Here is a 24,551-nt window from a genome sequence, read left to right as displayed (position 1 = left end):
GTTTATCGATCATGGGAGGCCCACGATGAAAATCACCAGCACTGCTCTGTCCTTGAACGTCGCCGACACCGACGCATCGGCAGACTTCGCGAAAACCCATTTCGGTTTCACCGAGGCCATGGCCGATGACGGCTTCGTTTCCCTGAATCATCCGGATGCCGGGGTCAACGTGGTCTTCCTGCGCACCGGGCTCGGGACGTTCAAGCCCGACTTCGTCGCAGGTCCGGCCGGTCAAGGCTTGCTCATTGCATTCGTGGTCGACGATGTCGACGCCGAGTTCGCCCGCATCGCTGCTGAAGGTGCCTCCGTCGTCACCGAACCGGAGACGGAACCGTGGGGTGAGCGTTACTGCCAGTTCGTCGACGCCAACGGAATCGTGTGGCAACTCGTTCAGTGGGTGTGAAGAACCCGAGCGCTCGGCTCCGCGGCGCGCGGCACAGAACGTAACCAGAGGGCGCGTTCGACGGACTGGGCTTGGAAGCGCTGCGGTGAGATCCCGTGCGCAGTGCGAAACGCTCGGCTGAATGCGGGCAGGTGCGCGTAACCCAGGTTCCTCGACACCGTGCCGGGTGCAACCCCGAGTTGGAGTTGGGTGCGTGCCTGGGTCATCCGTGAAAGCGATCGCCACTGCGGATACGTGGTGCCGGTTTCGATACGGAACTCCCGGCGCAGCCTGGCCGCGTCGGTACCGAACTCTTGCGCCCACTCGTCCAGAGTGCGAGGGTCGGCCGGGCGGGCGGCGATCGTCGCTGCCAGTCGTGTGGCAATCGAATCGGCGGGCGAGGTGTTCGAAACCGGTTGTGCAAGAGGGCCGGTGGCGATGATGTCGAATGCCGTGGCGCTGTCGTGGCCGCGCGGGCGCAAGGGCGTGTATGCGGCGACGAAAGTGTGCAGCAATGCCAACTCGTCAGCGGGGGAGAACTGCACGGTCTCGAGGGCGTCGGCAGATACGGTCGACCCGTTCGAGGAACGGAAGCCGAGCGGCAGAAGCAGTGAACCAGTCGGAACCGTGACGGTATTGAGGACGCCTGCAGGAAGAATCATGGCCTCTCCGGTGCGCAGTTCCCAGCTGCGGTCCGCGACGTCCACCCGGGCTTGGCCTCGGTAGACCCACACGGCGACGTGGGCGCCGTTGACGCGCGGCCACGTCGCATTGGCCGGTATCGGCGGCGCTGTTTCCCCGGGCTGCCTGGGCTCTGCGAGCATGCGGACCAATGCTTGATCGTTGTCGGTGTCCACGCTGCGATCGGTTGGACCGGAGAGGGCCCGGCGGCGATAGTCACTCGGGCTCTCTCCCATCTGGGCCCGGAACGCACGCGTGAATCCGCTGCCCGTTTCGAAGCCGACTTCGTTTGCAATCCAACCGATCTCGCGGTCCTGCTTCAGGTACTCCAATGATGCGGCGATCCGAGCTCGTAGCCGCCAGCGCGTGAAGGTGAGGCCGGTTTCTTCCACGAAGTACCGCTGGAGCGTTCGAATGCTGATCCCGGCACGCTTCGCGAATTGTGCCTCGGTGTCGTCGGTGCCAGGTGTTCGCAACAGGGCGTGCGCGATCTCGAACGCTTCCCGTGATTGCGGCAATTGCGGCAGCGAGGTGGCCCCGTCGTCGGCCCGGGTAATCATTTCGAACAAGGACGACGGGTGTGCAGCGTCGCCGCGCAGATAGCCCAGGTTGTGAACGAACTCGTGGATCAGTCTGTCTTCCCATCCGGGCGGAACGCGCAGACGCGTCACGGTAGCCGGCCCGGCGCTGACGCCGTTCGAGGGCGGAAGCAGGATGGGAAACGCGACGGAATCCGAGTCCGTCTCCATCGAATATCGCACGCCCGCCGGGATCCACAACAACTCGCCCGCCGGCACCTCGTAGACGGTCGATCCGGTCCTGACGCGTCCACTACCTGCGAGAACCCAGAACAACAGCGGTGAGCGGCCGATGCTTGGCTCGGTGCGGCAGGCGCGGATCGGCCCCAAGTCGATTGCGTCCGACCTTCCCGATAGTGGTAACACGTTGGCGCTCCTGGACAACCCTTGCGACTTAAGTATGGCTAACTTTACCTCTGCCGACTGTGTTCGCAGCGGCGCACTCTCGTATCTTCAGAAAGCCACATACTCATGCGCAGATCTCTACGCCCGGCGGCGGCAGTACTCGCCGCGGTCGTCGCCCTCGCTCTTGCCGGCTGCTCGAATTCGTCAGGTAGTGACACCGGAACCGAGGGCACCCAGGAAACCTCCGGGGCCACCGAGGGCTGGCCGCGCACCGTCGATCACGGCGGCCGTAGTACCGAGATCACTGCAAAGCCGACTCGGATCGTGTCCACCTCGCCGTCGTTGACCGGCACGCTGCTTGCGATCGGAGCGCCGGTGGTCGCGAGTGCGGCGACAACGCCGTCGGGAATGACCGATGACCAGGGGTTTTTCTCCCAGTGGTCGGGCGTGGCGGCTGATCGTGGCGTCGCGGTGCTCTACCGAAATCTCGAGCTGGACCTCGACGCGATCGAGACCTTCGAGCCCGATCTGATCATCGGCTCCGCTAACGGCGGCGACTCGACACTCGATGCCTACTCACAGCTGAGCGACATCGCACCCACTGTTCTTCTCGACTACGGCGCCAGCTCCTGGGAGGAGCTCGCTGATCAGCTCGGGACTGTCACCGGACTCGAGAGCGAGGCCGCCAAAACCGTCGACGAATACGACAGCTGGGTCACCACCCAAGCCGCGAAGATCAAACTTCCCGAGCAGCCGGTGACGGCACTGGTCTACATGGGTGCCGACGGTGTCTGGACGTTCCGAGCCGACAGCCCGCAGGGCAATCTGCTGGCCTCGCTCGGCTTCACCTATGCCGAGCCCGCTGAGCAGTTTGTCGCTCCGGACAAGCGGGGTGCCTCCGGCGTCGCGATCGTCAGCTCCGAAAACATGTCTGCCGCACTAGACGGGGCGCAGACGCTGTTTGCCGTCTCGATGGGGCCCAAGGACGTGGAGAAGCAACTCGCGGCCGACCCGCTCCTTGCGAATCAACCTGCGGTCAAGGGTGATCGGGTATACGCGATGGGAACGGCAGCTTTCCGTCTCGATTACTTCAGTGCAAAGCAGACGGTCGAGTCGCTGGTGTCCACGTTCGGTGGATGACCGCGTGGGCGTTTCTGCGCAGTCCCGGACCGAAGCGCCACCGCGGTCCGGGACGGCCGCGCGTGCGGGGTTGTTGGTCCTCGTCTCCATCGTTGTAATCGTGCTGGCATCCGTCGGCGGACTCGTCATCGGCTCACACAACATCCCCGTCTCCACTGTCCTCGATGCAGTTCTTTCCTACGACGCCGGTAACAACGAGCACCTGATTGTGATCGAATCACGTTTGCCTCGAACAATTCTCGGGCTTGTGGTCGGGGCCGCGCTCGGACTGGCCGGCGCGCTGATGCAGTCGATCACCCGCAACCCTCTGGCCGATCCGGGACTACTCGGTGTGAACGCCGGAGCATCAGCAGCAGTCGTGATTGCGATTGCCTATCTGGGGGTGACTTCGGTCGGCGGCTATCTGTGGTTCGCGCTTGCCGGCGCGGCCGTTGCCTCGGTAGGTGTGTACATGTTGGGGTCGGCGCATCGCAGCGCCGCGACCCCAGCGCGCATGGCGCTTGCCGGTGCCGCTGTTGCGACGGCGATCACGGCTCTCACCAGCATGGTTCTCATCAGTAACGAGGCCGCATTCAATCAGTTCCGATTTTGGGCAGTGGGTTCGTTGCAAGGCCGCAGCGGAGACGTGATCGTCACTGTTCTGCCCTTCGTCATCGTCGGTATCGTGTTGTCGTTGTTGCTGATTCGTCCACTCAACGCAATCGCGCTCGGCGAGGATGTCGCCAAAGGGCTCGGTGCCAGCACCGGACCCGCACGGGTCGGATCCGCTGTCGCAGTCATCCTGCTGGCAGGGGCCGCCACTGCGGCGGCTGGACCGCTCGGATTCGTGGGCCTGGCTGCGCCGCACATCGTGCGCGGTGTCGTCGGGCCGGATCTGCGATTTCTTCTGCCGTGCGTGCTCGTTGTCGCCCCGGCATTTCTGCTCTTGGCCGACGTTCTCGGTCGCGTTGCCACAGCGCCGGGAGATCTGCAGACGGGGATCGCCGTGGCGGTGCTCGGTGGCCCCTTGTTTGTTGCGCTCGTGCGCTCGCGGCGGGTGGCGTCGCTGTGAACGCGATTGCAGCACAGCCGGTTCCACCGCTGTTCCGCGGTTGGGTGGTTCGAATCGGGTCGTACTCGTGGCGGATAGTTCCGCGAGTGCTGTTCGTAACCGTGACAATCAGTGCGGCATTGGCGGCGCTCTCGTTTGCCACGCTGATGTATGGAACCCTGGATCTGTCCTTGGGCGAAGTATGGCGTGCCCTGCACGGCGAAGGCGCCCCAGCGGCGGTTCGGTCCGTCCAGAATCGCAGGCTGCCGCGGCTGATCACGGCGATCGGCGTGGGCGGAAGCCTCGGTGTGGCCGGCGCGGTTTTCCAGACGCTTTCGCGCAATGTTCTCGGATCGCCGGACATCATCGGTTTCACCACCGGCGCTGCGACTGCAGCCGTGGTTCAGATCGTCTTCTTCGGAGGCGGGGTACTGCAGACCGCGGGCGCCGCTGTTCTCGGCGGCATGCTGACGGCGCTTCTGGTGTACGCGCTGGCACGCAAAGACGGCGTCAGCGGCGGTCTTCGACTTGTCCTGGTCGGTATCGGCGTGGGCGCGATGCTGAGCGCCGTGATGTCGTTCCTGGTGGTGCGTGCGGATATCGACGACGCCACCGTTGTGCAGCAGTGGACGGCCGGCTCGCTGACCGGGCGCGGTTGGCCACACGCGGTCAGTGTTGCGATCGCCGCCGGTGTTCTCGTTCCTGCTCTCGTCGTGGTGTCCCGGCGCGTCACCATGATGGAGATGGGCGACGACGCAGCGTCCTCGCTCGGGATCTCCGTGGAGCGATACCGATTTGCCGGCATTCTGCTTGCGGTCGCGCTCACCGGCGCGGCGACCGCGGCCACCGGCCCCATCGCATTTGTGGCGCTCGCCGCTCCCCAGATCGCACGACGGTTGGCACGGCGCAGCGGTGTTCTTGTCGCGCCTTCCTTCCTCCTCGGCGCAGTTCTGCTGGCGGGCGCCGACTTGATCGCGCAAGCGGTCGAGGTCGGTCTCCGCACTCCGGTCGGTCTCGTCACCAGTCTGCTCGGTGGTGCCTATCTGATCTGGCTGCTCGCTCGCCAGGCCTGAAAAAAACTCGCTACGAAAGAGATTCATGACTACTGCCACCCCAACATCGCGGCTGCGCGCCGAGAAGATCGAATTACGGTACGCCGATCGAACCATCGTGGACGAGTTGAGTCTCGAGATCCCCGATGGAGGGTTCACCGTCGTCGTCGGACCGAACGGGTGTGGCAAGTCGACATTGTTGCGTGCGCTCGGCAGAATGCTGACACCTCGATCGGGTCGTGTTGTGCTCGACGGTAACGATATTCGGTCCTATCGAACCAAAGAAGTCGCCCGGCGAATCGCCCTGTTGCCACAGTCCCCGCTCTCGCCTGGAGCGATCAGTGTCGCAGACCTCGTATCCCGCGGCCGATATCCGTATCAGAGCATGCTGCGCCAGTGGTCACCCGAAGACGAGCACGTTGTCTCCGAGGCCCTGAATGAAGTCGGAATGCGATATGCAGCAGACCAATTGGTGGACGAGCTGAGTGGGGGACAACGTCAGCGGGTATGGATCGCCATGACGCTTGCGCAGCGCACCCCAGTGTTGTTGCTCGACGAACCGACCACCTTTCTCGACATCGCACACCAGATCGAGGTTCTCGACCTCTGTTCCCAACTCCACCAGTCCGGTCGAACATTGGTCGCGGTCCTGCACGACCTGAACCTCGCGGCCAGATATGCCACGCACGTAGTTGCCATGCGGTCCGGAAAAATTGTCATGCAAGGCAGTGCCTCGGACGTCTTCACCCCTGAGTTACTGCGCGAAGTCTTCGACCTCGAGGCGCTGGTTCTCGAAGACCCGGAAACCGGACGGCCACTTGTTGTTCCGCGTGATCGAAGACCTGTCAGGCAGCTACCCGTCCACAACTGAACCACCGATCAGGAGATATCAATGACTACCGCATCTCGACCTGAAGAAACTGAAACGTCTGCGTCGGCAAAGGCGCCACGCGGAGAAGACCACGACCGCGGTCTCAACGACGTGGTTGCCGTCGTCGAACGCGTCGAACGGCCGACCGAGAGCATCTTGCGCATCGCCGTCCAGTTGACTTCGTCGGCGGACGACCCGAATTGGTTGCGGCCCAACGTCGCATTTCGCATCCAGCTCGGTCCGCAGTACGGCGACGTCTCTCGCGTCTACACGGTGCGCACCTGCAACGCGCCGAGCAGTTCGATGACCTTCGACGTAGTGCTGCACGGCCACACCAGCCCGATGATGAGGTGGGCCGCCGACCTGCGTGTGGGTGACACGTTCTCACTCACCGGTCCTCGCCCGCACTTCCTCGTTCCCGAGATCGCTGGTCGCCGCGTCGCACTGTTCGCCGACGACACCGCGATACCTGCCCTCTATTCGATTCTGCTTCAGTGGCCCGAGGGACTGACCGGCGTCGGCTGGGTCGCCACCGGTGACGCCGAGGCCTTCGCGGAACTGCCCGTGATCCCCGGCCTCGAGCTGCACCATGTCGAAGGTGGCCTCGCCGAGTACGCCGTCGAACTCGAAAACCCAGGAGACTACGCGGTGTGGGGTGCCGGGGAACGGGACGAGATGCGAGCCATTCGAGCGCATTTCCGCAAGACAGTCGGCCTGGCGAAGGACGATGTAGTTGTCTTCGGGTACTGGAAGCGAGGGGTCAGCACTACCGAGATAGATCAGAACCGACTTCGGAACTACACGAGCATCCTCGAAAACGGCGGCACGCTCGCAGACATCGACGATCTGGCAATCGGTATCTGATGCGACTGTTGGATTTGTCAGCCCGCCGCGTGTTCTTCCGGCGCCAGGGAATTGCCCGGTGCGATGTTCGAGCAGTTGTTCGGCAACTGACTTCCGTTGAAACGGTCGTTGAGCCAGGTGATGGCGCCGGGGAGCCACAGCGCGCCACCCGGAACGTGACTGATGGTGTCGTACTGGTCGTACTGGATGGACAAACCTGCGTCGCAATAGCGAGTGGCGAGTGAGCGGACGTCCCCGGCAACCATGACTCCGTCGCCAGGGCCGACGCCCGGTCCACCTGGCTGGGTGCCCTCGAGGGCTCCGTTTGCGGCTTGAGCGATGAACATCGGGATGGTGGGTATCGGCGCGTTGCCCATGTTGATCTTGTTGGCGACGTCGACGTACTCGGGCACCGAGTTGGGGTTCGCATACTCTGGTTTGGCAAGGTCCTGCCAGGTCACCCCCGGGTACTGCAGGATGACGTTCCCGATCGAGGCATCCTCGATCCGAGGTAGGAGTTCGCGTCCGCGATCGCCGAGATACGGATCGAAATCTATGTCGTAGGCACGGGCAAGTCCGACGACTGCCATCCCGACAACGCCTGCCCAACCGATGCTTCCGTTTGCGTACCGGAGGTTGTTTGCCGGGTTGACCAACAGACCACCCTGGGCGGCGCCGATCAGGTCCTCGTTGATGTCCGGGGCGTAGTCCGGAGCGAGGATGGACGCCCAGTTGGTGGCGATTGCTCCACCCGAGTATCCCATCAGACCGATCTCGGCTGAGTCGGAAATACCTGTCTCGGGAGTGTTGCGAGCGGCACGGAGGGAGTCGAGAGTCATCATTCCGTATTCGGGTCCCGCCGCGAAGTCCGCGTTCGGGCCCTCGGTGTCGGGAATGACGACGGTGTAGCCCAGCGCCAGTAGAGGACCGAACATGACGGCTTCGCCGGAAGCGAGAGTCCCGCCGAAGGCGACATTGCGCCCGCTGGCGGTAAGGCTGCCGATCGGGGTGTCCCCCGCGATTGCTCGTGACGGCCCGTCTTCCGGGTTCAGTGAATCGTAGGCCGACTGGAACGAGACAACTTTGTCCGGCTGGGCATTGGGTGGTCGAAGAATCGATGTGACATTCGCAGACGGCCGGCCGAGAGCGTCGGTCGACCGGTACAACACCTGTACGGCTTGCAACGGGGTAGGAATGTTGACGACGTGATAGGGCAAGGTTCTCGTTTTGAGCACGGCCCCAGGCTGATACGACGACAGCGGTGCCGAACCGTCGTACTGATAGAAGGAATCCGCCGACGGTTGCGCGGCGACAGTAGGTGCTGTGATGCCTGTGAGTGCAATGGCTGTCAGCGCCACCGCTCCCTGAAAGAGAATCTTTGATGCCACGATCGACCCTTCGGTTTCGTATGTCTCTCGGTACTTGACGGGCTGGTGTGATGACGACCACACGCTATCTTACTTTTGAGTAATAAACGAGAGGCTTGCGCTAGTTGTTTGAATCATGCATGAACGCAATGTGATTGAGATCTTTGAAGCGGCCTTGATAATTCTGCTCAGGATGCCATGTGTACGATACGACTAGTAGCTGTCGCGACGAGCTGCTGCCTTGGGCTGTTCCGGGTCGTCCGATTCCGGGAAATGTTCTGTGCTGCACGGTCTTGAAGGACGAAGGAGTGGACATGGGTAAGCGCGCTCCCGATGACGGCGTGTTTCGAGACTCGGCCGGCGCCCAGGCTGGACTGCTCACTCCTCCGAGCGGTGCACGTAGCGAGGCGGCCCACGAGAAGGCCCTTCGGTCAGCGGAAGCGCTTCTGAAATCCGGGGGAATGAAGGCGGCGACCATCGATGCGATCTCCGAGCAATCGGGCGTCAGCAAAGTAACGCTGTATCGGCACTGGCCGTCGCGGCAGGCGATCGCCGCTGAAGCGTTCGGTGTGCTCATGGCCCGGCACTTGACGTTTCCGGAGACCAACAGTGCGCAAGACGATTTGAACGATTACCTCGAGGACATCGGAAGGTTCTACCGAGGTCCACTCGGGTCGATCTTTGCCGAACTTGTCGGCGCGTGTGCCAACGACCCGACGACGGCTGCATATTTCCGTACCTTCTTCCTCGACGAACGTCGTCGCGGCTTCGCCGAACTGATTCGACGATGTGTTGAGTCCGGATACTTCCGCGACGACATCGAGATCGAGGAAGCGATCGATCTCTTCTTCGGTCCCTTGATCTACCGGATGTTGGTGGGGCACGCGAGTATCGACGACAACACGGTGCGCTCGATCATCGATCATGCAGTTCGTGGACTCCGGAACGGTGTCTAAACGGGATATTCGCTGAAATCCTTTGCGCTGGAGAGGGTACTGCCCTCTCCAGCGTTGCGCGATGTGTGTCAACTCGGCACTGTCAGCTGAGCATTTTCAGCACGCTCTGGTACTCACCGTTGATCTCGGCATGACGAAGTGGCTTGGCCGCTTCGACCACAATCTCTGTGGCGTTGTCGTCAGCTTTCAGTAGAGCAATGGTTTCTTCGATGTAATCATCAAGGGGTAGAGCCGATTCAGAGTTCTCCTGGTTCATCAGTGTGGTGCGGACGCCCGGTGGGATGAGTTCGATGCACTGGATCGAAGTATCGGCGAGTTGAACGCGCATGCTCTCGGTGAAGAGATGAACGGCAGCTTTCGTGGCGTTGTACGTGGGCGTGATGGGAAGTGGGACGAAGCCGACGGCGGATGACACGGTGGCGATGGTGGCGGTCGGCTTCGTCAACAGATGCGGAATGAACTGGCCGACCAGTCGAATAGTCCCGAGTAGGTTCGTCGTGATCGTTCGTTCGGCGACGTCGAGGAAGTCCGGGTTCTTCAGGTCCTCCGGGTACATGATTCCCGACATCGTCACAAGGACGTTCAGATCGGGAAAGTCCTCCGTTACGGATTCATACGCCGTTCGAATGGATTTCGGGTCGTCTACGTCGATGACGACGGTACTGATCTTCGGATGCTTGCTCGAGATCTCTTGCAGCAGAGTGGATCGCCGTCCACCGATGATTACCTTGTTCCCCTCGTTCTGCAATGCCAGTGCAAGTTCGAGGCCGATTCCGGAGGTTCCGCCGGCAATGAAGATGGTATTTCCCGTGATGTTCAACTTGTGATTCCTTGCTTTGACGGGGGAGTCGACGTGACTACAGTGATTGATTTGAGTTGGGTGTATTCGTTGAGCGTTTCGAGGCAGAACTCTCGCCCGAGACCGCTTTCCTTGAACCCTCCGAAGGGAACGCCGCCTCCCAGGTTGAAATACTGATTGATCCAGATGCAGCCCGCCGCAAGACGATTGGCGGTTTCCATCGCGTTCTTCAAGTTCGACGTATAGATCCCAGCAGCGAGCCCGTATGGAGTGTCGTTCGCTTCTGTGATCACTTGCTCGTAATTGTTCCATTTGAGGACGCACAAAACAGGTCCGAAGATTTCGTCCTGCGCAATTCGCATCGAGTTCGTGACCTCCAGAATTGTCGGTTCGACGAAGTTTCCGGCTTCGAATCCCGGCACTACCGTTCGTTTGCCGCCGGTAAGTAGTTGTGCGCCTTCTTCGATTCCGGAATCGATCATCGAGATCACACGATCGGCATGTTCTTGGTGAATCAGGCCACTCAGTTCGGTGTCTTCACTCAGAGGTCGCCCGACTCGCAACGATCGGAATGCGGCGACGAGTTTTTCCACGAAGGTGTCGTAGATATCCTCGTGGATGAACAGACGTGTTCCGGCTAAGCAGGATTGACCGTTGCACATCAGGACGCCGGAGGTCGCGTCTGCGACTACCGCATCGACGTCGTCGATGTCAGGAAAGACGATGCTCGGACTCTTGCCGCCGAGTTCGAGAGTGGTCGAGATCAGTCGGGATGCTGCGGCGTGTGCCACCAGCCGGCCGACTTCGGTGCTCCCGGTGAAAGCGAGTTTGCTGACTTTCGGATGACCGATCAGGGCTGCGCCGGCCTCTTCGCCGAGGCCGGGTACAACATTGAGAACGCCTTTCGGGAACACTTCGGCGGCGATCCTCGCCAGTTCCATGACTGAAACACAGGCATTTTCATCAGGTTTGAGTACGACGGTGTTTCCGGCAGCGAGAGCGGGAGCAATCTTGAATGCCGTCATCACAACGGGATCGTTCCAGGGAATGATCTGTCCGCACACGCCCAATGGTACCCGTTTCGCAACCAGATACCCCGAGGCCAATTCGCGGCCGAAACCGTGGTGCGCCAACGAAACTGACGCAAAGTATCGTAGGTGCGACACTGCGGCCCGATAGTCTTCTCGCATCTCCCTGATGTGTCGCCCGGTGTCCATGCACTCGAGTTGGGCAAGCTCTTCAGTTCGTTCCTCCACCAGTGCGGCAAACTGCAAGATTTGTGCGGACCGTTCTTCGGTCGTCAGGCCTGCCCACGCCGGAAATGCCCGTCCGGCGGCTTCGACCGCATCATTGATTTCTTCTGCCCCGCATCGGGACAGTGTGGCGAGCAGAGCGCCGGAAGCGGCGTCACGCGCCTCGAAGGTGGATGTGCCGATGGCTCGGAACGCTCCATCGATGTACGCACCGTATTCACGAACTGCTTGACCTTCCATGGATCCTCCTAGATCGGTCAATCGGTGAAGTTCGAAGTGTACTGTACGTTTCGTACACTTGTCGATGGTTGCCTTGCCGCGCATGGATGGCGTTAGCAGAAAGAACAGCTAGAACAGTGTTCTGGTCACATCGTCAAGGCGTGGCTCCAGCAATTTCAGCCGCCTGCTTCATAGCCTGTGAGACGTACCCCGTGCCGATTCTGACGCCGCCCAGCCACTCGGTGAGGCGCGCCGCCTCGGCATCGAGAGAACGTCGCGCAGACGCTGACACGGTCTCGAGCAATCGAACGTGCACCACACCGGTTTCGTCTTGGATCCAGCACCCAACGACGCGACCGTCGACCCAAGCGGTGGTGCCGGCATTACCGCGGGTGTCGAAGAGTTGGTTGCGGTGCGGGCCGAGGTAGAAGTCACGGTTCTTCCACCCCATGATCGTCGGGTCGAGCACCGGTAGGAGTGCCACCCAAGGACCTGGATCAGGCACCGTGGCGACGTCATCCGGTAGCAACCAGCCGGTGTCGCCTCCGTCGAGTGAGACTGCAACGGCGTCGAGTTCGGCGAGGGCGGCCCGGACGACCGTCTTCGTCGAGCCCAGCCACCAGACGATGTCGTCTTCCGTGCCCGGTCCGAAGGTGTAGAGCCAACGGCGGACTATTTCTCGATAGCCGTCTGCAGATTCGAGATCGACGGGGGCGTCGTCGAGCCAGTGTCGAGTGAGAGTCCACAGTGGGCGTGAGACGGGGAAGCGGGCGGTGTTGGTGCCGCGCATGATGTCTGCGGTCGCCCCGAGATGCGTGAGAACCCTGGGTGCCGACCAGATTTCACCTGCCGAACCCTCGACCTTGACGTCTATCATCGGCACGGCCTGACGAATCTCTACCGCTGAAAGCCCTTCAGGCCTATCGGTGAGCAACTTCAGCACTTCCGTCCGTGCGCGATCGAGCCAGTCGTTGCCGTCGACGGCGAGTCCGGCTTTGACGACATCCTTGGCCATTCGTGCCCGCTCGGTGTTCGCGACGCGGGCGGACGCACTCGACCACGCGGCCGGCAGCAAGTCGCGGGGAAAGGTGAAGAGTGTGCGGCGCATTGCCAATTGCTTCACGAGACTGCGTTGGTCGTACAGGGCGCGGTCGACGTCGGCGGCGTCCACGGACCGAACCCTCGCCCAGCAAGACAGATAGACCGTCGCTGACTCGGTGGCGTGCAGTACCGTCATCGCCCGCGTGGCAGCTTCCGGCGAATCGACGTGAAACATTGGCTCCAGCGCATGACGTACTCCTATGCGAGCACGGCGTTCGTCGTCGGAGACATGGCGCATCAGGCCATCGTGCCACAGTCCAGGTGCGTCGTATCAGCTAGTTGCACGAGGGTTCGGTTGCGCCAGTAGTCGTCGTGTCGGAGATGTGTGATTGCACCCGGGGTGGTCGCGAAGGTCGCAAATCCTGCGGCGTCGACGGGAATCTGTAGCCAGGCGGAGACGACGAATGTGTGTGCAAAGCCGTGGGTTACGACGATGTGATCGTGATCGAGATCGTCCATCAGTTCGCGCATGCATTCGTGAACCCTTGCTGCGATGTCGCGGCGGGTCTCGGCACCGGCAACGGGGCCACGGTGATCGAGGCGGTTGTTGTCAGGGGCCGGGACCTGCCGCTGGGCCAGCCACGAGTTCGGGCGTCCTTCGGCTTCGCCGAAGCTGATTTCGCGCAATCGAGTGTCTGTTGTCGCCGGAGCATCGAGTGTCCGGGCGATGATCGTGGATGTCTCGGTGCACCGTTCGAGGTCGGACGAGGTGATGCGGACCGCGCGCGAAGTTCCGGTGCGTCGTCGTTTCAGTGCTTCGGCGATCAAACCTGCATCGCGTCGACCAGCGGGGGTGAGAACCGAATTGTGCCAACCGCCGACTACGTCCTGCGCTGTGTGTTCGGCATGAGGATGAGTGACGACGTAAAGATCCTGCATGAGACCCCTCTTGCTTACCCGACTTTTTCCGGCAACAGTATTCCAGGGTTGAGGATTCCACGGGGATCCCAGGAGGATTTGATCAACTGCATTGCGGCGATGTCGGTTTCAGTGCGCCCCAGCGATATCCACGGCGACTTCGCGCGGCCTATCCCGTGCTCGGCGCTGATGCTTCCATGGTGGGCGGCGACGAGTCGGAACACCATATCGGTCAGTTCGTGTGCGACCCTCGGCTCGGCGTCCAGAAGGTTCACATGAATGTTTCCGTCGGCGAAGTGCCCGAACAGGATTGGCCGCACGAGGGGGAATCGTTGTGCCAGGCTTTCTCGGAGGTTGTCGATGAACATTCCCATCACGGACAAGGGGACGGAGATGTCGAGTTTGACTACCGGCGTCGTCGACGACGCGCTGATGCTTTCGGTATGGCTTTCCCGCAGAGTCCACAGTTTTCGAGCCGGCCCAGGCTCGACCGTCGCGTCCTCGATGAGGTCGGCAGAGTCGGAGAGTACTTCGAGGAGCGACTCTTCCGTTTCACGCGGTGATGACACCTCGATGAGTGTGTACATCGGTGAAGGGGTTCCGAACGGGCGACGGGCATCGGTGTGTGCGCAGACGAGGGAGATGCCGTCGTCGGTCATGATCTCGGCGGCTTCGACGGTCAATCCGCTCTGACGCACGCGATTACACAAATGAAGCGCTTGATCGACGTCGCGTACACCCGCGAGCACGACCTGGGTGTCGGTCGCCGGGGTGACCAGCTTCATCAGGACCTTGGTGATGACTGCGAGCGTTCCCTCACTGCCGGCGAGAAGTCCTGGAATGTCGTATCCGACATTGTCTTTGACGAGTGGAGTCCATCTACTCAGTACCGAACCGTCCGCGAGCACGGCTTCGATACCGAGTATCTGTGCGCGTGTATTTCCGTATCGGACCATGCGCGTCCCACCGGCGTTGGTTGCGACGATGCCGCCGAGTGTTGCGGATTCCTTTGATGCCAAATCGATTCCGAAGCGGAGACCGTGTGCCGATGCGGCCAGGTCTGCGCGAGCAACGGTCACGCCGGCGCCGGCTGCGATTGTCCGACCGATGGGGTCGACGGCTTCGATCGTCTCCAGACGTCTGGTACTCAGCACCACGGACCCAGTCGAGGCGATTCCACCACCGACCAGTCCGGTGTTGCCGCCTTGCGGTGTGACGGGAACCCCCGCGTCGAAGCATGCTCGAAGAACCGCAGACACTTCGGAAGTGTTGCCGGGGCGGATGACCGCGATCGCGTCGCCGATCCAACGTCCCGTCCAGTCACGTGTGTAGCCCTCGATCAGTTCGGGATCGGTAAGGACATGCGTGTGGCCGACGATCTCAGCTAGGGCGTCGAGAAGCCTCGCGTCTGTTGCAGGTTCAGTGAGTGTTCGGGGGTTCATGTGCAACCTTGTGATCGTTCGGGTGACAATTTTCGGGAGACAGACGGTGGATCAACGTGAACTCGATCCTCCGACCTCAGGTGATGCCGTGTCCAAGACCAAGTAGTGACACCACCATCTGTTTTTCTTATAATCGCCGTATGAACCTGCAGCGTGCCCGTTATCTGATCGCTCTGTCGGATCATGGGAGCTTCACTCGAGCCGCTGCGAACGTCCACGTCGCGCAATCGGCCCTCAGTCAGCAGATCAAGGTTCTCGAGCGCGAACTCGGAGTTCCGCTGGTGGATCGTCGGGGTCCGCAGTTCACCTTCACGGAAGCCGGCAAGGTGGCGGTACGAGAGGCGCGCTTTTTGATCGGGTGTGCGGACCGGGCGGTCGAACGAATTCGGTTGGCCGCGCGCGGTGTGGACGGAGAACTGCGCATCGCGTACACCCGTTCGTGGGCGGGCGGCGCAGTCGCGGATCTGGTCAGCACCTATCGAAGGCTCTACCCGGGCGTCGAAGTTGTCGTTCATCGTGGCACTTCGGCGCAGACTGTCGACCTCGTCCGAACCGGAGCCGTCGACATCGCGGTTGTTCGCCCGCCGCTCGATGAAGACGATCGAGAACTTCCCCTGATCGTCCTCGATACCGAACCTATCCTGGTCGCTGTTCCCGTGGATCATCCGTTCGGTGGTCGAGCGACGCTCGAACTCGGAGATCTGGTGGACGTCCCCGTTGTGTTCTGGCCGGAGGCCAACGCCCCGGGGATGTATTTGCGTACGCTCGACCAACTTTGGCCAAACGGGGCGCCCAGCATCGTTCGATTCGAGGCCGACGACGAGCAGGTGCTGCATGCCGTCTCGGACGGGGTGGGTATTGCGCCGATCCCCCAGGGCAGAGCGCGGATGCTCCGCATCCCGGGTGTCCATCTATGTGAGATCGCCGGTGAGCAAACAACTCTCGACGTGGCAGTGACCTACCGGCCGGATAATCCGAATCCGGCGCTTGCGCCGTTTGTTGCGCTCGCTGAACGCGAAAGATCGTCAACCACTGTGTAGTACCTGTGATGCGCGGTGGGTCCTATCCGCCATCGAGGACCAGCATCATGGCCGTTGCGCGTGCTCGGTTCTCGATGGAATCGACGTGGAATCCGACGTGCTGGGACAGTTTCGCCAATCGGTGCGCGACGCTGCTGTGGTGAAGATGCATGGAATCTGCTGCGGCCCTCAAGGTTCCGGACTGCAGGTATGACCTCAAGGTTTCGAGTAGTTCTAACCCCTGTTTGGTATCGCCGATCTCTTCGGCACGAACCAGATCCGGTATTCGCGAGTGATCGATGTGTGGTCCCGGCGCCAAGAGGTTGAGGGCGCCGAGATTGTCGGCGTTCACGATCGGTGTTGTTGCCGACGCCTGTGTACGAGCGAATCGTGCAGTGCTCAGTATTGTGCTCACTTCGGAAGCGGGAGCAGTCAAAGATATTCCGGCGCGAATGAATGACGACAGCGCGGCCTCGGACAGCTCGGGTGTCGCCGCGAACGAACCCGTCACGAGATTCAGATACTCGCCGTCAGCGTCTATCCCAGTGGCTTTGCCAGGTTTGTAATCTGGCGAAATGACAAGGTGTGCAGCACCTTCGGCCGTGCCTGAGACTGCCTTGGTTGCCATTACACGGACTGGGGTATGGGGTTCGACACCGAGACCGGCGCAGGAGGTGAGCACCGCGAGTTCATCCATCGGGAACAACAGATTTCGAGTGTGCTCGGCTTCGGTAGGCAGGCGTCGCGGTTGCAGAATTATCGCTGCGGTCAGGGCCATCCGGTCGACGAGCATTTCGTCGAGTGGCAAGCTGGCCCCGGGTCGTTCGATCCATACCGTTCCGAGAACCTCGTCGTCTACGGCAATGTTTCTGGTCATGCTCGGTGGGAGCTGAGGATCGGGTGACCATCGGCCGCGCGGATCGCAACGGCGCAAATTCTTCTTGCTTCTGCCGCGCTCGACGATCTCGATACCCACGACGCAGTCCGCCAACTGCGCGCTCGCACGAAGCAAAGACGCGGTGTCGGAGCCGTGCCGCACGAGGGCGTCGAAGTAATCGATGACACGTACCAGGCCTGCCGAGTCTGCATCGAGCTCGGCAAGCCGGTACATCAGTCCTTGCATCTCGCAACGCTACGAGACCGGCGAGAGCGAACGCAACCCTCTCCTGAGCGCAGTGAGGGCTTCGGCGGCACCTCTTTCGCTGACCGCGGCGGTCGCGACCAGTGCCGACCCGTGAAAGGTTCCGGGGAAGGAGTGCAATTCGACGCTGACTCCCGCTTGCAGCAGCCGAAGGGCGTATTCGATTCCTTCGTCGCGGAGCGGGTCGAGTTCCATGGTGGACAGGTAGGTCGGCGGCAGACCGGTGAGGTCGGTAGCCCGGGACGGCGCAGCGTAAATGGACACGTCAGGATCTTCGGGACCGGAATACGACCCGCCGAGATAGTACTTCCACGACAGGATGGCGTTAGGGCGGTGCCACAAGGGGGTGTCGACGAAGTTCGTCATCGAGACCGTCGCCAGGCGGTCGTCGAGTTCAGGGATTTCGAGGAATTGGAAGGCCACGGGCACAACGCCCTCGTCACGGGCTTTGAGGACAGTGCCTGCGGCCAGTCCACCGCCTGCGCTCTGCCCTCCCACTGCGATGCGGCGTGGATCGACCCCCAGCTCCTCGGCATGGGCGTGGATGTAGAGGAGTGCGGCGTAGCAGTCGTCGACGGGGCCGGGGAAGGGGGTTTCGGGGGCGAGGCGGTACTCCACGTTCGCAACGGCGAATCCGAGTTCCCGCGCCACCTCGACGCAAAATGGATCGCTGGATTCTGCGGTGCCGATTGCGAATCCGCCGCCATGGATCCAGAGCAGAACGGGGACAGGGCCGGCAGTGTTGTCCGGGGTGAAGAAACGAATCGTGACCTCCGGATCGCCGTCCAGGCCGGGTGCCGACAGTTCACGAAGCGTGACTCCGTCGAATGACAGGTCGGCCAACATGGTGCCGACCAGAGCGTCGTAGGTGGCCCGTGCGTTGGGGAGGTCAGCGAAGTCCACCTTCGGGAGCATGGTGAGTGCCGCGGCAAGTTCGGGGTCGAGAGTCGGGAATGTTGTCATGCACCCATCATCGAGCCTGATTGTGGCCTACGTCACCAGCGGATTGTAGGAAATCGGAGAGTCTCCCTCCGACACCCGTCGGATCTCCCTAGGATGACGCCGGTGGACAGGGTACATCTCGGGGTGGGTTCGAGCGATTCGAATAGTGGGGCACGGATTGGTGGACGACCTCCGCAGGTTTTCGCTGGTCAGGCGATTCTGCGGTCGCACGAGTACCTTCTGACGCTCGAGGCACACACGGCGCCGTGGCTCGGCGTGCGAGAGCTTTCGATCTTCATCCGTCGAGGTTTCTCCATCGGCGACGACGACCTCGAATACCCGGACATCGGGGTTAGGGCAGTCCTGCACTTGCCGTCGTCACGAAGTGCGGAATCGGCGGGCAGCCATGCGGGCCTTGGCAGCGCGGCGTTGATCAGGATTCCATCGGACGACGAGGTGATGCCGTTGGTGTTGATAGCTCCGCAACCGGTGCTCATTCAGAACGAACCGTCCTACGCCGATGCCGTTGAGGCGGATGGACACAGCTTCCTGTTCCAGATCAACGAAGAGGGGTGGCCGGTGGTTGCCGAGTCCCACCCCGATTTCGTAGAGGAGTACCTATTCGGTTACGGGTCGGTGTATTTCTACGGGAGCTCTGACGCGACCGGGCTCGTTCGCGAAGTTGTACCGGGATTTCTCGACTTCTGACCGGCCAGACGGCCCGTCCGCCGATACCGTGGGCAGCGTATCGCGACCGGCGGTTATGTACTCGGAAAAATTGTTGCGGAAGTTTGTCGATCGGTGAGTGCGCCGTTCGACGTGTAAGCAGAGGGACCGAACAGAGCGGTCCACGAACGAAGGAGATTCTCATGAAGTACATGCTGATCATGCGTTCCACCGATGAGGCTATCGAAGCATCCAAGGACATGGACTTCGACGAGATCATCGCGGCGATGGGGCAGTACAACGAGTCCCTGATCAAGGCAGGTGTCTTGCTGGCCGGTGAGGGACTGGCGATGGAGGAGGGATTCATCGTCGATTTCGAGTCCGATCCTCCGCTGGTCTCCGACGGCCCGTACGGGGAGACGAAGGAGTTGTTCTCGGGATTCTGGATCATTCAGACGTCGACCAAAGACGAAGCCTTGGAATGGGCGAAGCGCTGCCCGCTCGGGCCGGGAAGCAAGCTCGAGGTACGCCGCGTGAGCGAGATGTCGGACTTCGATCAGGACAACGAGTACATCCAGAAAGAGGCAGGCTGGCGTGAAGAGCTCGGTACCGATCGTCCGGTCGCAGGCTGACCATGACCGACGAGGCGGTGCGAGAAGAAACGAGAAAGGCTGTCGACGCGGTCTGGCGTATCGAATCCGCGAAGATTGTCGCCACGTTGACTCGCACCGTCGGAGATCTTGATCTCGCCGAGGATCTGGCCGCGCAGGCTCTGCTCGAAGCCGTCGAGCAGTGGCCCGCGACGGGGGTTCCGAGAAACCCCGCTGCCTGGCTGACATCTGTGGCGACACGACGAGCGATCGACGGGTGGCGACGACGTGAGAGGTTGGACGAGCGCTACGCCCACTTTGCGCGTGAACTCGAGAACGACGCTTCACATTTCGACGACGTCAGCTGGGATCCGGACCGCATCGACGACGATGTCCTTCGCCTGATGTTCATCGCCTGCCATCCCGTGTTGAATCGAAAAGCGCAGGTGGCGTTGACGCTTCGGGTGGTGGGCGGTTTGACCACGGAAGAGATTGCGAAAGCGTTCCTCACGCCGACGGCGACGGTGCAGCAGCGGATAGTCCGCGCGAAGAAGGCGCTGACTGCCTCGAAAGCGGTTTTCGAAGTTCCAGGGCGAGAAGAGTTTTCGCGCAGATTGAGCGCCGTCCTCGGAGTGCTGTACCTGGTGTTCAACGAAGGCTATGCAGCCAGTTCCGGGGACGAGTGGATGCGGGCGGAGCTCAGTGCTGAGGCTCTGCGGCTCGCGCGAATACTCGCCGAATTGGTCCCCAGGGAGTCCGAGGTACACGGCCTTGTCGCATTGATGGAGCTGACAGCCTCGAGATTCGGCGCTCGGACAACCTCGACCGGTGAGCCCATCCTGCTGGCGGACCAGGACCGGACGAGGTGGGACCGTCTACAGATCTCGCGTGGGCTTGCGGCGCTGGAACGAGCTGACGCCGTCGGGCGTGGACGAGGCCCGTACGGCCTGCAGGCGGCGATTGCCGAATGTCATGCGCGAGCAGCAACTTTCGAAGACACCGATTGGAAGAAAATAGTCATCCTCTACGAGGCTCTGGCGCAACTGGCGCCATCGCCCGTGGTCGACCTCAATCATGCGGCGGCGGTATCCATGGCATACGGTCCTGGCCCTGCGCTCGAATTCGTCGACAAGCTTGTCGCTTCAGGTGAACTGGCCGACTACCACCTGCTTCCCAGCGTTCGGGGGGAGTTGCTCAGTCAGCTCGGCCGATCCGAGGAGGCTAGAACCGAACTCCTCGAAGCGGCTCGTCTGGCCGGGAACGAGCGTGAGCGCGCTGTGCTGGTCGCGAAAGCAGATGCGCTGCTGCCGGATCGGTAGTGACGCGATTGTTAGTCGCGCGATTGATAGTCAGGGCTGAGTCGGATCATCATTCGGCACCATGGGCGGCATCCCGACTCCGTAGGGATCGAGCATGTCCGATACACGTCGACCCCACCGTTCATGCGCGGACTGACGGGTCATTCCGGCAGCGCGGCCGATGGTTGACCATGTTGCGCCGAATCTACGCAGGCTCATGACGCTTGCCGTCGAATCGATACCCGCGGCGAGCTGAATCCGGAAACAGGCCAACTGCCACGCCATCTGACGCTGCGCCGGGATGTCGGTGTCCTGTTCTGCCTCCCACTCAGGGCTACCAGGTAAAGGATCTGTTCCGACAATCTTGTCTGCCTGAGTGCCGGCCTCGGTGATCGCGGCGTTGACCGTGGTGATCGCGGCGGTCTCGATCTTCGCAGTCAGGGCGCGTTCGATCAGGTCTTCCATGAGAAGTTCTCCTTTCGTCAGGACCAGCCTGACAGGCGCTCTTGAATTCTGTCAAGAGTTCCCTGACGGACTTTGAGTTTAATTAATGCACGATTTATTTGTGTACTATCTAAATAGTCTCCGGTTCTGTTGACCGTCGTCGAAGGGGTTGCTGGTGAAAATCGTGGTTTTGTCGTTCCTGGTGGCGTTGACTTTGATGACGGTCGGGATCATCGCCGCGCGCAACCGCAGCACTCGACCTGCCGTGACCGGGGCAGTTACTGCGGCGTCAACGGTTCTCGCTGCCGCCTGGACACTTTTTGCCGTGGCCTTCGTATTGGCCTGATCGTGCTGCAGTGCCGGTGCGCCGGTAGTGGTGGTGAAGGAACTTTGCAGCAGGTCAGATGCGTTTTGTGTGCGGCGCGATGCCGCATACTCTGGCAGACGTGGCAATTGCTGAAACAGACAGAAACTACGGCGGAAGGTCGGTCGCGGCTCGCAAGGCCGAACGCCGTTCTCTCTTTTTGAATGCTGCTCTCAGCGTGTTTGCGGACCAGGGGTATGCCGGAAGTTCGGTGGCGGATATCTGCGCGTCCGCGAGTCTGGCCAGAAGGCAGTTCTACGACGAGTTCGGTAGTCGCGAGGATCTACTCCTCGCGCTGTATGACCAGATTCAACTCGACGCCAGAATTGCAATGGTCGACGCACTCGATGCAGAGCCTTCGGTCAATCTCCGTGACAAGGCAGCGACGGCCATGGCCGCCTTCGTCGAGTCGGTCGGAAGTGACCCACGACGCGCACACGTTGCCTTCATCGACGTCGTAGGTGTCAGTCCCCGGGTGGAAAAGCATCGTGTGGACCAACGTTCGGTCTGGGCAACATTTTTCGAGTCGATCATCAAAGGGATCGTGGGCGAAGATTACGAACCGCCGGGTGGTTACCGGTGGGCGTCCACCGCCTTCATCGGCGCGCTTACCGCGCTGGTGCACCAGTGGAGCACTGCAGAGCCTCGTCCTCCCGTGTCGGTACTGGTCGATCTGATGACGGTGCTCTTGAATGCGTTGATCGACGACGCGCCCCTTCGCACCGACGAATAGGTCACGAACACCAGGGGATTGTAATCCGGCCCACAACGCTCTACTCTCGTCCTCAATGTGTTAGACACTCGCATCTAACTTGTGTGCTCGTGATGAGAACTGCGGCAACACAAGGCAATCTGTGCTTTTCCGGGGAGGAATTGGTATGGGACGACGCTGGACAACTGACCGACAATGCGGGGGCCTCGCAATTGCCGTGATTGCAGTAATCGGGCAGATCGGACTTTCGGCACCTGCCTCAGCGGCACCGGACGAAGGTGTTCCCGCCCAAATTCAGGTCCAGCCTGCCCTGCCGCCTGCGGTTGCACCGCCTTTGCCTGAACTGGACCAGGCCTTCTATGAACCGCCTGTCGAGGTCGTCGAATCCAAGCAACCGGGTGAGATCATCGCCGCTCGTGCGGTGAATCTCGGTACTCTCAACCTGATTCCGACCAACGTGGATGCGTGGCAGATCTCGTATCGATCCAATAATGCTGCGGGCGAGGCAATTCCTGCTGTCACCACAGTGATCAAGCCGCGTGGCGACACTCGCGATGGAGGCCCGCGCCCGCTGCTGTCCTTTCAGATGGCAGAGGATTCACTCGGAAACTACTGCGCACCTTCGTATGTCATGCAGCAAGGCGCGTTGCCGTGGCTGGTGACGGGCGCTGCGACCGGTGGGGCTCAATTCCTCGAAGTCCAGGCGGCACTGGCGCAGGGTTGGGCATTGTCGGTGCCCGATCATCAGGGACCCAATTCTTCCTTCGCCTCCGGCCCCGTCGCGGCCCGGATCACGCTCGACGGTATTCGTGCTGCTGAGAACTTCGAACCCATGGAGCTGCAAGGGCGGTCAACTCGCGTAGGGCTGCTCGGCTACTCGGGTGGATCGATTCCTACCGGTCACGCAGCTGAAATACGGCAGGCGTACGCGCCGGAACTGAATATCGTCGGAGTCGCCGAAGGTGGTGTTGCCGCGGATCTCGGCGCTTTGCTCGACAATGCCAACAACGCTCTCGGGGCCGGGATCGTCGCTGCCGGTGTAATCGGAGTGAGCCGAGAAGATCCTGAACTTGCAGGTTTCATCGATCAGCACATAAACCCTGCCGGTCGAGCGCTTTTCGCTGCCAAGGACAACCTGTGCATGCTCTGGACGTCGGCTGCAGTGCCCTTCCTCAACATCAAGGGCTTCCTCGATGTCCCGGGAGATCCGGTCCAACACCCCACGGTGAGAGCTGCGCTCTCCCGAGCTGCCATGGGTAAGTCTGTTCCTGACGTGCCGATGTACATCTATCAGTCGAATCCCGACTGGTTGGTGCCTGTTGGGCCGGTGAACAAACTTGTCGATACCTATTGCCAAGATCCTTCTGCGAGTGTCGTTTACACCAGAGACCACTTCAGTGAGCATGTCAGCATGGAAGTCGTCGCTTTGCCGAGTGCTCTACTGTGGCTTCGCGATCGGTTCGCTGGTGTGCCTGCTCGGCAGGGATGCAGCACCTTCGACGCTGGATCCATGGCGCTTGATCAGAGGACCTGGCCAGTCTGGGTGGATGCGGTCGGTGAACTCGTCGCAGGCCTGTTCGGCAAGCCGATCGGGACCTGACGGGTGACGTGATTCTGCGGTGGTGAGGAATTCTCACAAGGGCAGCGTGTTGCACTGACTGGACGTTATTTCATTGATCGGGCCTTGAAGATGGTGTCTTGTCACCAATGGGTTCCTTTTACCGACGAAAGGTTGCGCGATGACAAAGCTGTTGTTTGCGGTGACTTCTGCAGATCACTGGACGCTGAAGGACGGAACACCCCACCCGACCGGGTACTGGGCGGAAGAACTGGTCGAGGCGCATCGCGTTTTCGTCGACGCCGGCTACGAGATCGTGATCGCGACGCCTGGCGGTAAAGCTCCCGTTGTGGACGAGGGAAGCCTGGCGCCCGAGGTGAACGGCGGGCAAGAAGGCGCCGACCGTATGCGCAAGTACATCGCCGATCTGCAGCCGGTGCTCGATTCGCCGGAGATTTTGGAGAACGCCGATGCTGCCGATTACGACGTGGTCTTTGTACCGGGTGGACATGGACCGATGGAGGATCTTGCGGTGTCGGCATCCTTCGGTGAGCTTCTCGTGAACTTCTTGGACGCGGACAAGGTGGTCTCGGCGGTCTGTCACGCGCCGGCGGCACTCCTGCCGGCCCAGAGACCCGATGGAAGCTGGCTGTTCGACGGCTATCAGCTGACCGCGTTCACCAACGAAGAGGAGACGCAGGCTGGTCTGGCGGACAAGGCTCCGTGGCTGCTCGAAACTCGCCTACGCGAATTGGGCGGCAAATTCTCGAAGGCTGAGGCGTGGTCGCCTTATGTCGTGGTGGACCGCAAGCTCTACACCGGTCAGAATCCGGCGTCGTCACGGCCTCTCGCCGAGCGGATTGTCGCCGACTTGGGCTGAGCATGTCTTTTGGCGCCGCA

25 protein-coding genes are annotated in these 24,551 nt (G+C 61.3%); 15 read left to right on the top strand and 10 right to left on the bottom strand.

What is annotated here, in order from left to right; translation table 11 throughout:
• Window positions 1–25 precede the first annotated feature (25 nt).
• Window positions 26–403 (top strand): VOC family protein, encoded by a 378-nt coding sequence (locus RA302_RS28105; RefSeq protein ID WP_030537422.1) that lies wholly within the window; start codon window positions 26–28, stop codon window positions 401–403.
• Here the strand turns inward: RA302_RS28105 and RA302_RS28100 are convergent.
• A complete protein-coding gene (locus tag RA302_RS28100) occupies window positions 391–2,007 on the bottom strand; it encodes an AraC family transcriptional regulator (protein ID WP_003943232.1) in 1,617 nt (538 codons plus the stop codon). The genes RA302_RS28105 and RA302_RS28100 overlap by 13 nt on opposite strands.
• Before the next feature lie 105 nt (window positions 2,008–2,112).
• Here RA302_RS28100 and fepB point away from each other — a divergent pair, with 105 nt between their 5' ends.
• The 5 genes from fepB to RA302_RS28075 are packed head-to-tail and all read left to right on the top strand — an operon-like array spanning window position 2,113 to window position 6,943.
• A complete protein-coding gene (gene fepB / locus RA302_RS28095) occupies window positions 2,113–3,126 on the top strand; it encodes a Fe2+-enterobactin ABC transporter substrate-binding protein (protein ID WP_030537421.1) in 1,014 nt (337 codons plus the stop codon).
• A gap of 4 nt (window positions 3,127–3,130) precedes the next feature.
• Window positions 3,131–4,177: an iron chelate uptake ABC transporter family permease subunit gene (locus RA302_RS28090; protein WP_238054095.1), complete on the top strand. Its 1,047-nt coding sequence runs from the start codon at window positions 3,131–3,133 to the stop codon at window positions 4,175–4,177.
• The gene (locus tag RA302_RS28085; RefSeq protein ID WP_030537419.1) at window positions 4,174–5,229 is read left to right on the top strand and encodes an iron chelate uptake ABC transporter family permease subunit; all 1,056 of its coding nucleotides are present in this window, start codon (window positions 4,174–4,176) and stop codon (window positions 5,227–5,229) included. The genes RA302_RS28090 and RA302_RS28085 overlap by 4 nt, the downstream gene beginning before the upstream one ends.
• A gap of 25 nt (window positions 5,230–5,254) precedes the next feature.
• Window positions 5,255–6,079, top strand: coding sequence for an ABC transporter ATP-binding protein (locus RA302_RS28080; protein ID WP_030537418.1), 825 nt, complete (start codon window positions 5,255–5,257; stop codon window positions 6,077–6,079).
• A 21-nt stretch (window positions 6,080–6,100) separates the two neighbouring features.
• Window positions 6,101–6,943 (top strand): siderophore-interacting protein, encoded by an 843-nt coding sequence (locus RA302_RS28075; protein WP_030537417.1) that lies wholly within the window; start codon window positions 6,101–6,103, stop codon window positions 6,941–6,943.
• A 17-nt stretch (window positions 6,944–6,960) separates the two neighbouring features.
• On the opposite strand, the gene RA302_RS28070 is transcribed toward RA302_RS28075, so the two are convergent.
• The gene (locus RA302_RS28070; RefSeq protein ID WP_030537416.1) at window positions 6,961–8,310 is read right to left on the bottom strand and encodes a lipase family protein; all 1,350 of its coding nucleotides are present in this window, start codon (window positions 8,308–8,310) and stop codon (window positions 6,961–6,963) included.
• A gap of 293 nt (window positions 8,311–8,603) precedes the next feature.
• Here RA302_RS28070 and RA302_RS28065 point away from each other — a divergent pair, with 293 nt between their 5' ends.
• The gene (locus RA302_RS28065; protein ID WP_058226797.1) at window positions 8,604–9,245 is read left to right on the top strand and encodes a TetR/AcrR family transcriptional regulator; all 642 of its coding nucleotides are present in this window, start codon (window positions 8,604–8,606) and stop codon (window positions 9,243–9,245) included.
• An 82-nt stretch (window positions 9,246–9,327) separates the two neighbouring features.
• On the opposite strand, the gene RA302_RS28060 is transcribed toward RA302_RS28065, so the two are convergent.
• From RA302_RS28060 to RA302_RS28040, 5 genes are all read right to left on the bottom strand, one after another.
• Complete coding sequence (locus RA302_RS28060) at window positions 9,328–10,065, bottom strand: SDR family NAD(P)-dependent oxidoreductase (protein ID WP_030537414.1); 738 nt, start codon at window positions 10,063–10,065, stop codon at window positions 9,328–9,330.
• Window positions 10,062–11,537, bottom strand: a complete 1,476-nt coding sequence (locus tag RA302_RS28055; protein WP_030537413.1) for an aldehyde dehydrogenase family protein — start codon at window positions 11,535–11,537, stop codon at window positions 10,062–10,064. Before RA302_RS28055 ends, RA302_RS28060 begins: the two co-directional genes overlap by 4 nt.
• 133 nt (window positions 11,538–11,670) lie before the next feature.
• Entirely contained in the window at window positions 11,671–12,792 is a 1,122-nt protein-coding gene (locus tag RA302_RS28050; protein WP_230587641.1) for a winged helix DNA-binding domain-containing protein, read from the bottom strand.
• A gap of 62 nt (window positions 12,793–12,854) precedes the next feature.
• Entirely contained in the window at window positions 12,855–13,496 is a 642-nt protein-coding gene (locus tag RA302_RS28045) for a histidine phosphatase family protein (RefSeq protein ID WP_030537411.1), read from the bottom strand.
• A 14-nt stretch (window positions 13,497–13,510) separates the two neighbouring features.
• A complete protein-coding gene (locus RA302_RS28040) occupies window positions 13,511–14,917 on the bottom strand; it encodes an FAD-binding oxidoreductase (RefSeq protein ID WP_030537410.1) in 1,407 nt (468 codons plus the stop codon).
• Between the two features lie 140 nt (window positions 14,918–15,057).
• Between RA302_RS28040 and RA302_RS28035 the strand changes: the two genes are divergently transcribed.
• Window positions 15,058–15,957 (top strand): LysR family transcriptional regulator, encoded by a 900-nt coding sequence (locus RA302_RS28035; protein ID WP_030537409.1) that lies wholly within the window; start codon window positions 15,058–15,060, stop codon window positions 15,955–15,957.
• A 22-nt stretch (window positions 15,958–15,979) separates the two neighbouring features.
• Here the strand turns inward: RA302_RS28035 and RA302_RS28030 are convergent, their stop codons facing one another.
• Both RA302_RS28030 and RA302_RS28025 read right to left on the bottom strand, forming a co-directional pair.
• A complete protein-coding gene (locus tag RA302_RS28030; RefSeq protein ID WP_228401475.1) occupies window positions 15,980–17,059 on the bottom strand; it encodes a helix-turn-helix domain-containing protein in 1,080 nt (359 codons plus the stop codon).
• Between the two features lie 9 nt (window positions 17,060–17,068).
• Complete coding sequence (locus RA302_RS28025) at window positions 17,069–18,040, bottom strand: alpha/beta hydrolase (protein ID WP_030537407.1); 972 nt, start codon at window positions 18,038–18,040, stop codon at window positions 17,069–17,071.
• Window positions 18,041–18,133: 93 nt separating this feature from the next.
• On the opposite strand from RA302_RS28025, the gene RA302_RS28020 reads away from it, so the two are divergent.
• The 3 genes from RA302_RS28020 to RA302_RS28010 all read left to right on the top strand — a co-directional run bounded on the left by RA302_RS28020 (window position 18,134) and on the right by RA302_RS28010 (window position 20,594).
• A complete protein-coding gene (locus tag RA302_RS28020) occupies window positions 18,134–18,727 on the top strand; it encodes a hypothetical protein (RefSeq protein ID WP_030537406.1) in 594 nt (197 codons plus the stop codon).
• 161 nt (window positions 18,728–18,888) lie between these two features.
• Window positions 18,889–19,317 carry a YciI family protein gene (locus RA302_RS28015; RefSeq protein ID WP_007735729.1) on the top strand — a complete coding sequence of 143 codons (429 nt, stop codon included), beginning with the start codon at window positions 18,889–18,891 and terminating at the stop codon, window positions 19,315–19,317.
• Between the two features lie 2 nt (window positions 19,318–19,319).
• Window positions 19,320–20,594, top strand: a complete 1,275-nt coding sequence (locus RA302_RS28010) for an RNA polymerase sigma factor (protein WP_070162343.1) — start codon at window positions 19,320–19,322, stop codon at window positions 20,592–20,594.
• Between the two features lie 30 nt (window positions 20,595–20,624).
• Here RA302_RS28010 and RA302_RS28005 read toward each other — a convergent pair whose 3' ends face one another.
• On the bottom strand, window positions 20,625–21,038 hold the full coding sequence (locus tag RA302_RS28005) for a hypothetical protein (RefSeq protein ID WP_003942828.1): 414 nt from the start codon (window positions 21,036–21,038) through the stop codon (window positions 20,625–20,627).
• 154 nt (window positions 21,039–21,192) lie between these two features.
• Between RA302_RS28005 and RA302_RS28000 the strand changes: the two genes are divergently transcribed.
• The 4 genes from RA302_RS28000 (at window position 21,193) to RA302_RS27985 (ending at window position 24,531) form a co-directional block, all read left to right on the top strand.
• On the top strand, window positions 21,193–21,363 hold the full coding sequence (locus RA302_RS28000) for a hypothetical protein (RefSeq protein WP_007735738.1): 171 nt from the start codon (window positions 21,193–21,195) through the stop codon (window positions 21,361–21,363).
• Window positions 21,364–21,421: 58 nt separating this feature from the next.
• Window positions 21,422–22,114 (top strand): TetR/AcrR family transcriptional regulator, encoded by a 693-nt coding sequence (locus RA302_RS27995; protein ID WP_080712795.1) that lies wholly within the window; start codon window positions 21,422–21,424, stop codon window positions 22,112–22,114.
• A 145-nt stretch (window positions 22,115–22,259) separates the two neighbouring features.
• On the top strand, window positions 22,260–23,693 hold the full coding sequence (locus tag RA302_RS27990) for a lipase family protein (RefSeq protein ID WP_141751481.1): 1,434 nt from the start codon (window positions 22,260–22,262) through the stop codon (window positions 23,691–23,693).
• A gap of 139 nt (window positions 23,694–23,832) precedes the next feature.
• Window positions 23,833–24,531: a type 1 glutamine amidotransferase domain-containing protein gene (locus RA302_RS27985; RefSeq protein WP_030537402.1), complete on the top strand. Its 699-nt coding sequence runs from the start codon at window positions 23,833–23,835 to the stop codon at window positions 24,529–24,531.
• The last annotated feature ends 20 nt before the right edge of the window (window positions 24,532–24,551 follow it).

It is taken from the genome of Rhodococcus sp. DN22 (assembly GCF_036669995.1).
In the GTDB taxonomy this organism is placed as follows: domain Bacteria; phylum Actinomycetota; class Actinomycetes; order Mycobacteriales; family Mycobacteriaceae; genus Rhodococcus_F; species Rhodococcus_F erythropolis.
The sequence above is the reverse complement of the archived record's forward strand: the minus strand, read 5'-3'. Positions and strand labels throughout refer to the sequence as shown.

Excerpts from the sequence above, each read along its gene's own strand:
- RA302_RS28040 (WP_030537410.1), bottom strand. The coding sequence starts at position 14,917 with ATGAACCCCCGAACACTCACTGAACCTGCAACAGACGCGAGGCTTCTC.
- RA302_RS28030 (WP_228401475.1), bottom strand. The coding sequence starts at position 17,059 with ATGCAAGGACTGATGTACCGGCTTGCCGAGCTCGATGCAGACTCGGCA.
- RA302_RS28010 (WP_070162343.1), top strand. The coding sequence starts at position 19,320 with ATGACCGACGAGGCGGTGCGAGAAGAAACGAGAAAGGCTGTCGACGCG.
- RA302_RS27985 (WP_030537402.1), top strand. The coding sequence starts at position 23,833 with ATGACAAAGCTGTTGTTTGCGGTGACTTCTGCAGATCACTGGACGCTG.
- RA302_RS28015 (WP_007735729.1), top strand. The coding sequence starts at position 18,889 with ATGAAGTACATGCTGATCATGCGTTCCACCGATGAGGCTATCGAAGCA.
- RA302_RS28020 (WP_030537406.1), top strand. The coding sequence starts at position 18,134 with ATGACGCCGGTGGACAGGGTACATCTCGGGGTGGGTTCGAGCGATTCG.
- RA302_RS28005 (WP_003942828.1), bottom strand. The coding sequence starts at position 21,038 with ATGGAAGACCTGATCGAACGCGCCCTGACTGCGAAGATCGAGACCGCC.
- RA302_RS28035 (WP_030537409.1), top strand. The coding sequence starts at position 15,058 with ATGAACCTGCAGCGTGCCCGTTATCTGATCGCTCTGTCGGATCATGGG.
- fepB (WP_030537421.1), top strand. The coding sequence starts at position 2,113 with ATGCGCAGATCTCTACGCCCGGCGGCGGCAGTACTCGCCGCGGTCGTC.
- RA302_RS27995 (WP_080712795.1), top strand. The coding sequence starts at position 21,422 with ATGCGTTTTGTGTGCGGCGCGATGCCGCATACTCTGGCAGACGTGGCA.
- RA302_RS28045 (WP_030537411.1), bottom strand. The coding sequence starts at position 13,496 with ATGCAGGATCTTTACGTCGTCACTCATCCTCATGCCGAACACACAGCG.
- RA302_RS28075 (WP_030537417.1), top strand. The coding sequence starts at position 6,101 with ATGACTACCGCATCTCGACCTGAAGAAACTGAAACGTCTGCGTCGGCA.
- RA302_RS28025 (WP_030537407.1), bottom strand. The coding sequence starts at position 18,040 with ATGACAACATTCCCGACTCTCGACCCCGAACTTGCCGCGGCACTCACC.
- RA302_RS28080 (WP_030537418.1), top strand. The coding sequence starts at position 5,255 with ATGACTACTGCCACCCCAACATCGCGGCTGCGCGCCGAGAAGATCGAA.
- RA302_RS27990 (WP_141751481.1), top strand. The coding sequence starts at position 22,260 with ATGGGACGACGCTGGACAACTGACCGACAATGCGGGGGCCTCGCAATT.
- RA302_RS28105 (WP_030537422.1), top strand. The coding sequence starts at position 26 with ATGAAAATCACCAGCACTGCTCTGTCCTTGAACGTCGCCGACACCGAC.
- RA302_RS28050 (WP_230587641.1), bottom strand. The coding sequence starts at position 12,792 with ATGTTTCACGTCGATTCGCCGGAAGCTGCCACGCGGGCGATGACGGTA.
- RA302_RS28055 (WP_030537413.1), bottom strand. The coding sequence starts at position 11,537 with ATGGAAGGTCAAGCAGTTCGTGAATACGGTGCGTACATCGATGGAGCG.
- RA302_RS28065 (WP_058226797.1), top strand. The coding sequence starts at position 8,604 with ATGGGTAAGCGCGCTCCCGATGACGGCGTGTTTCGAGACTCGGCCGGC.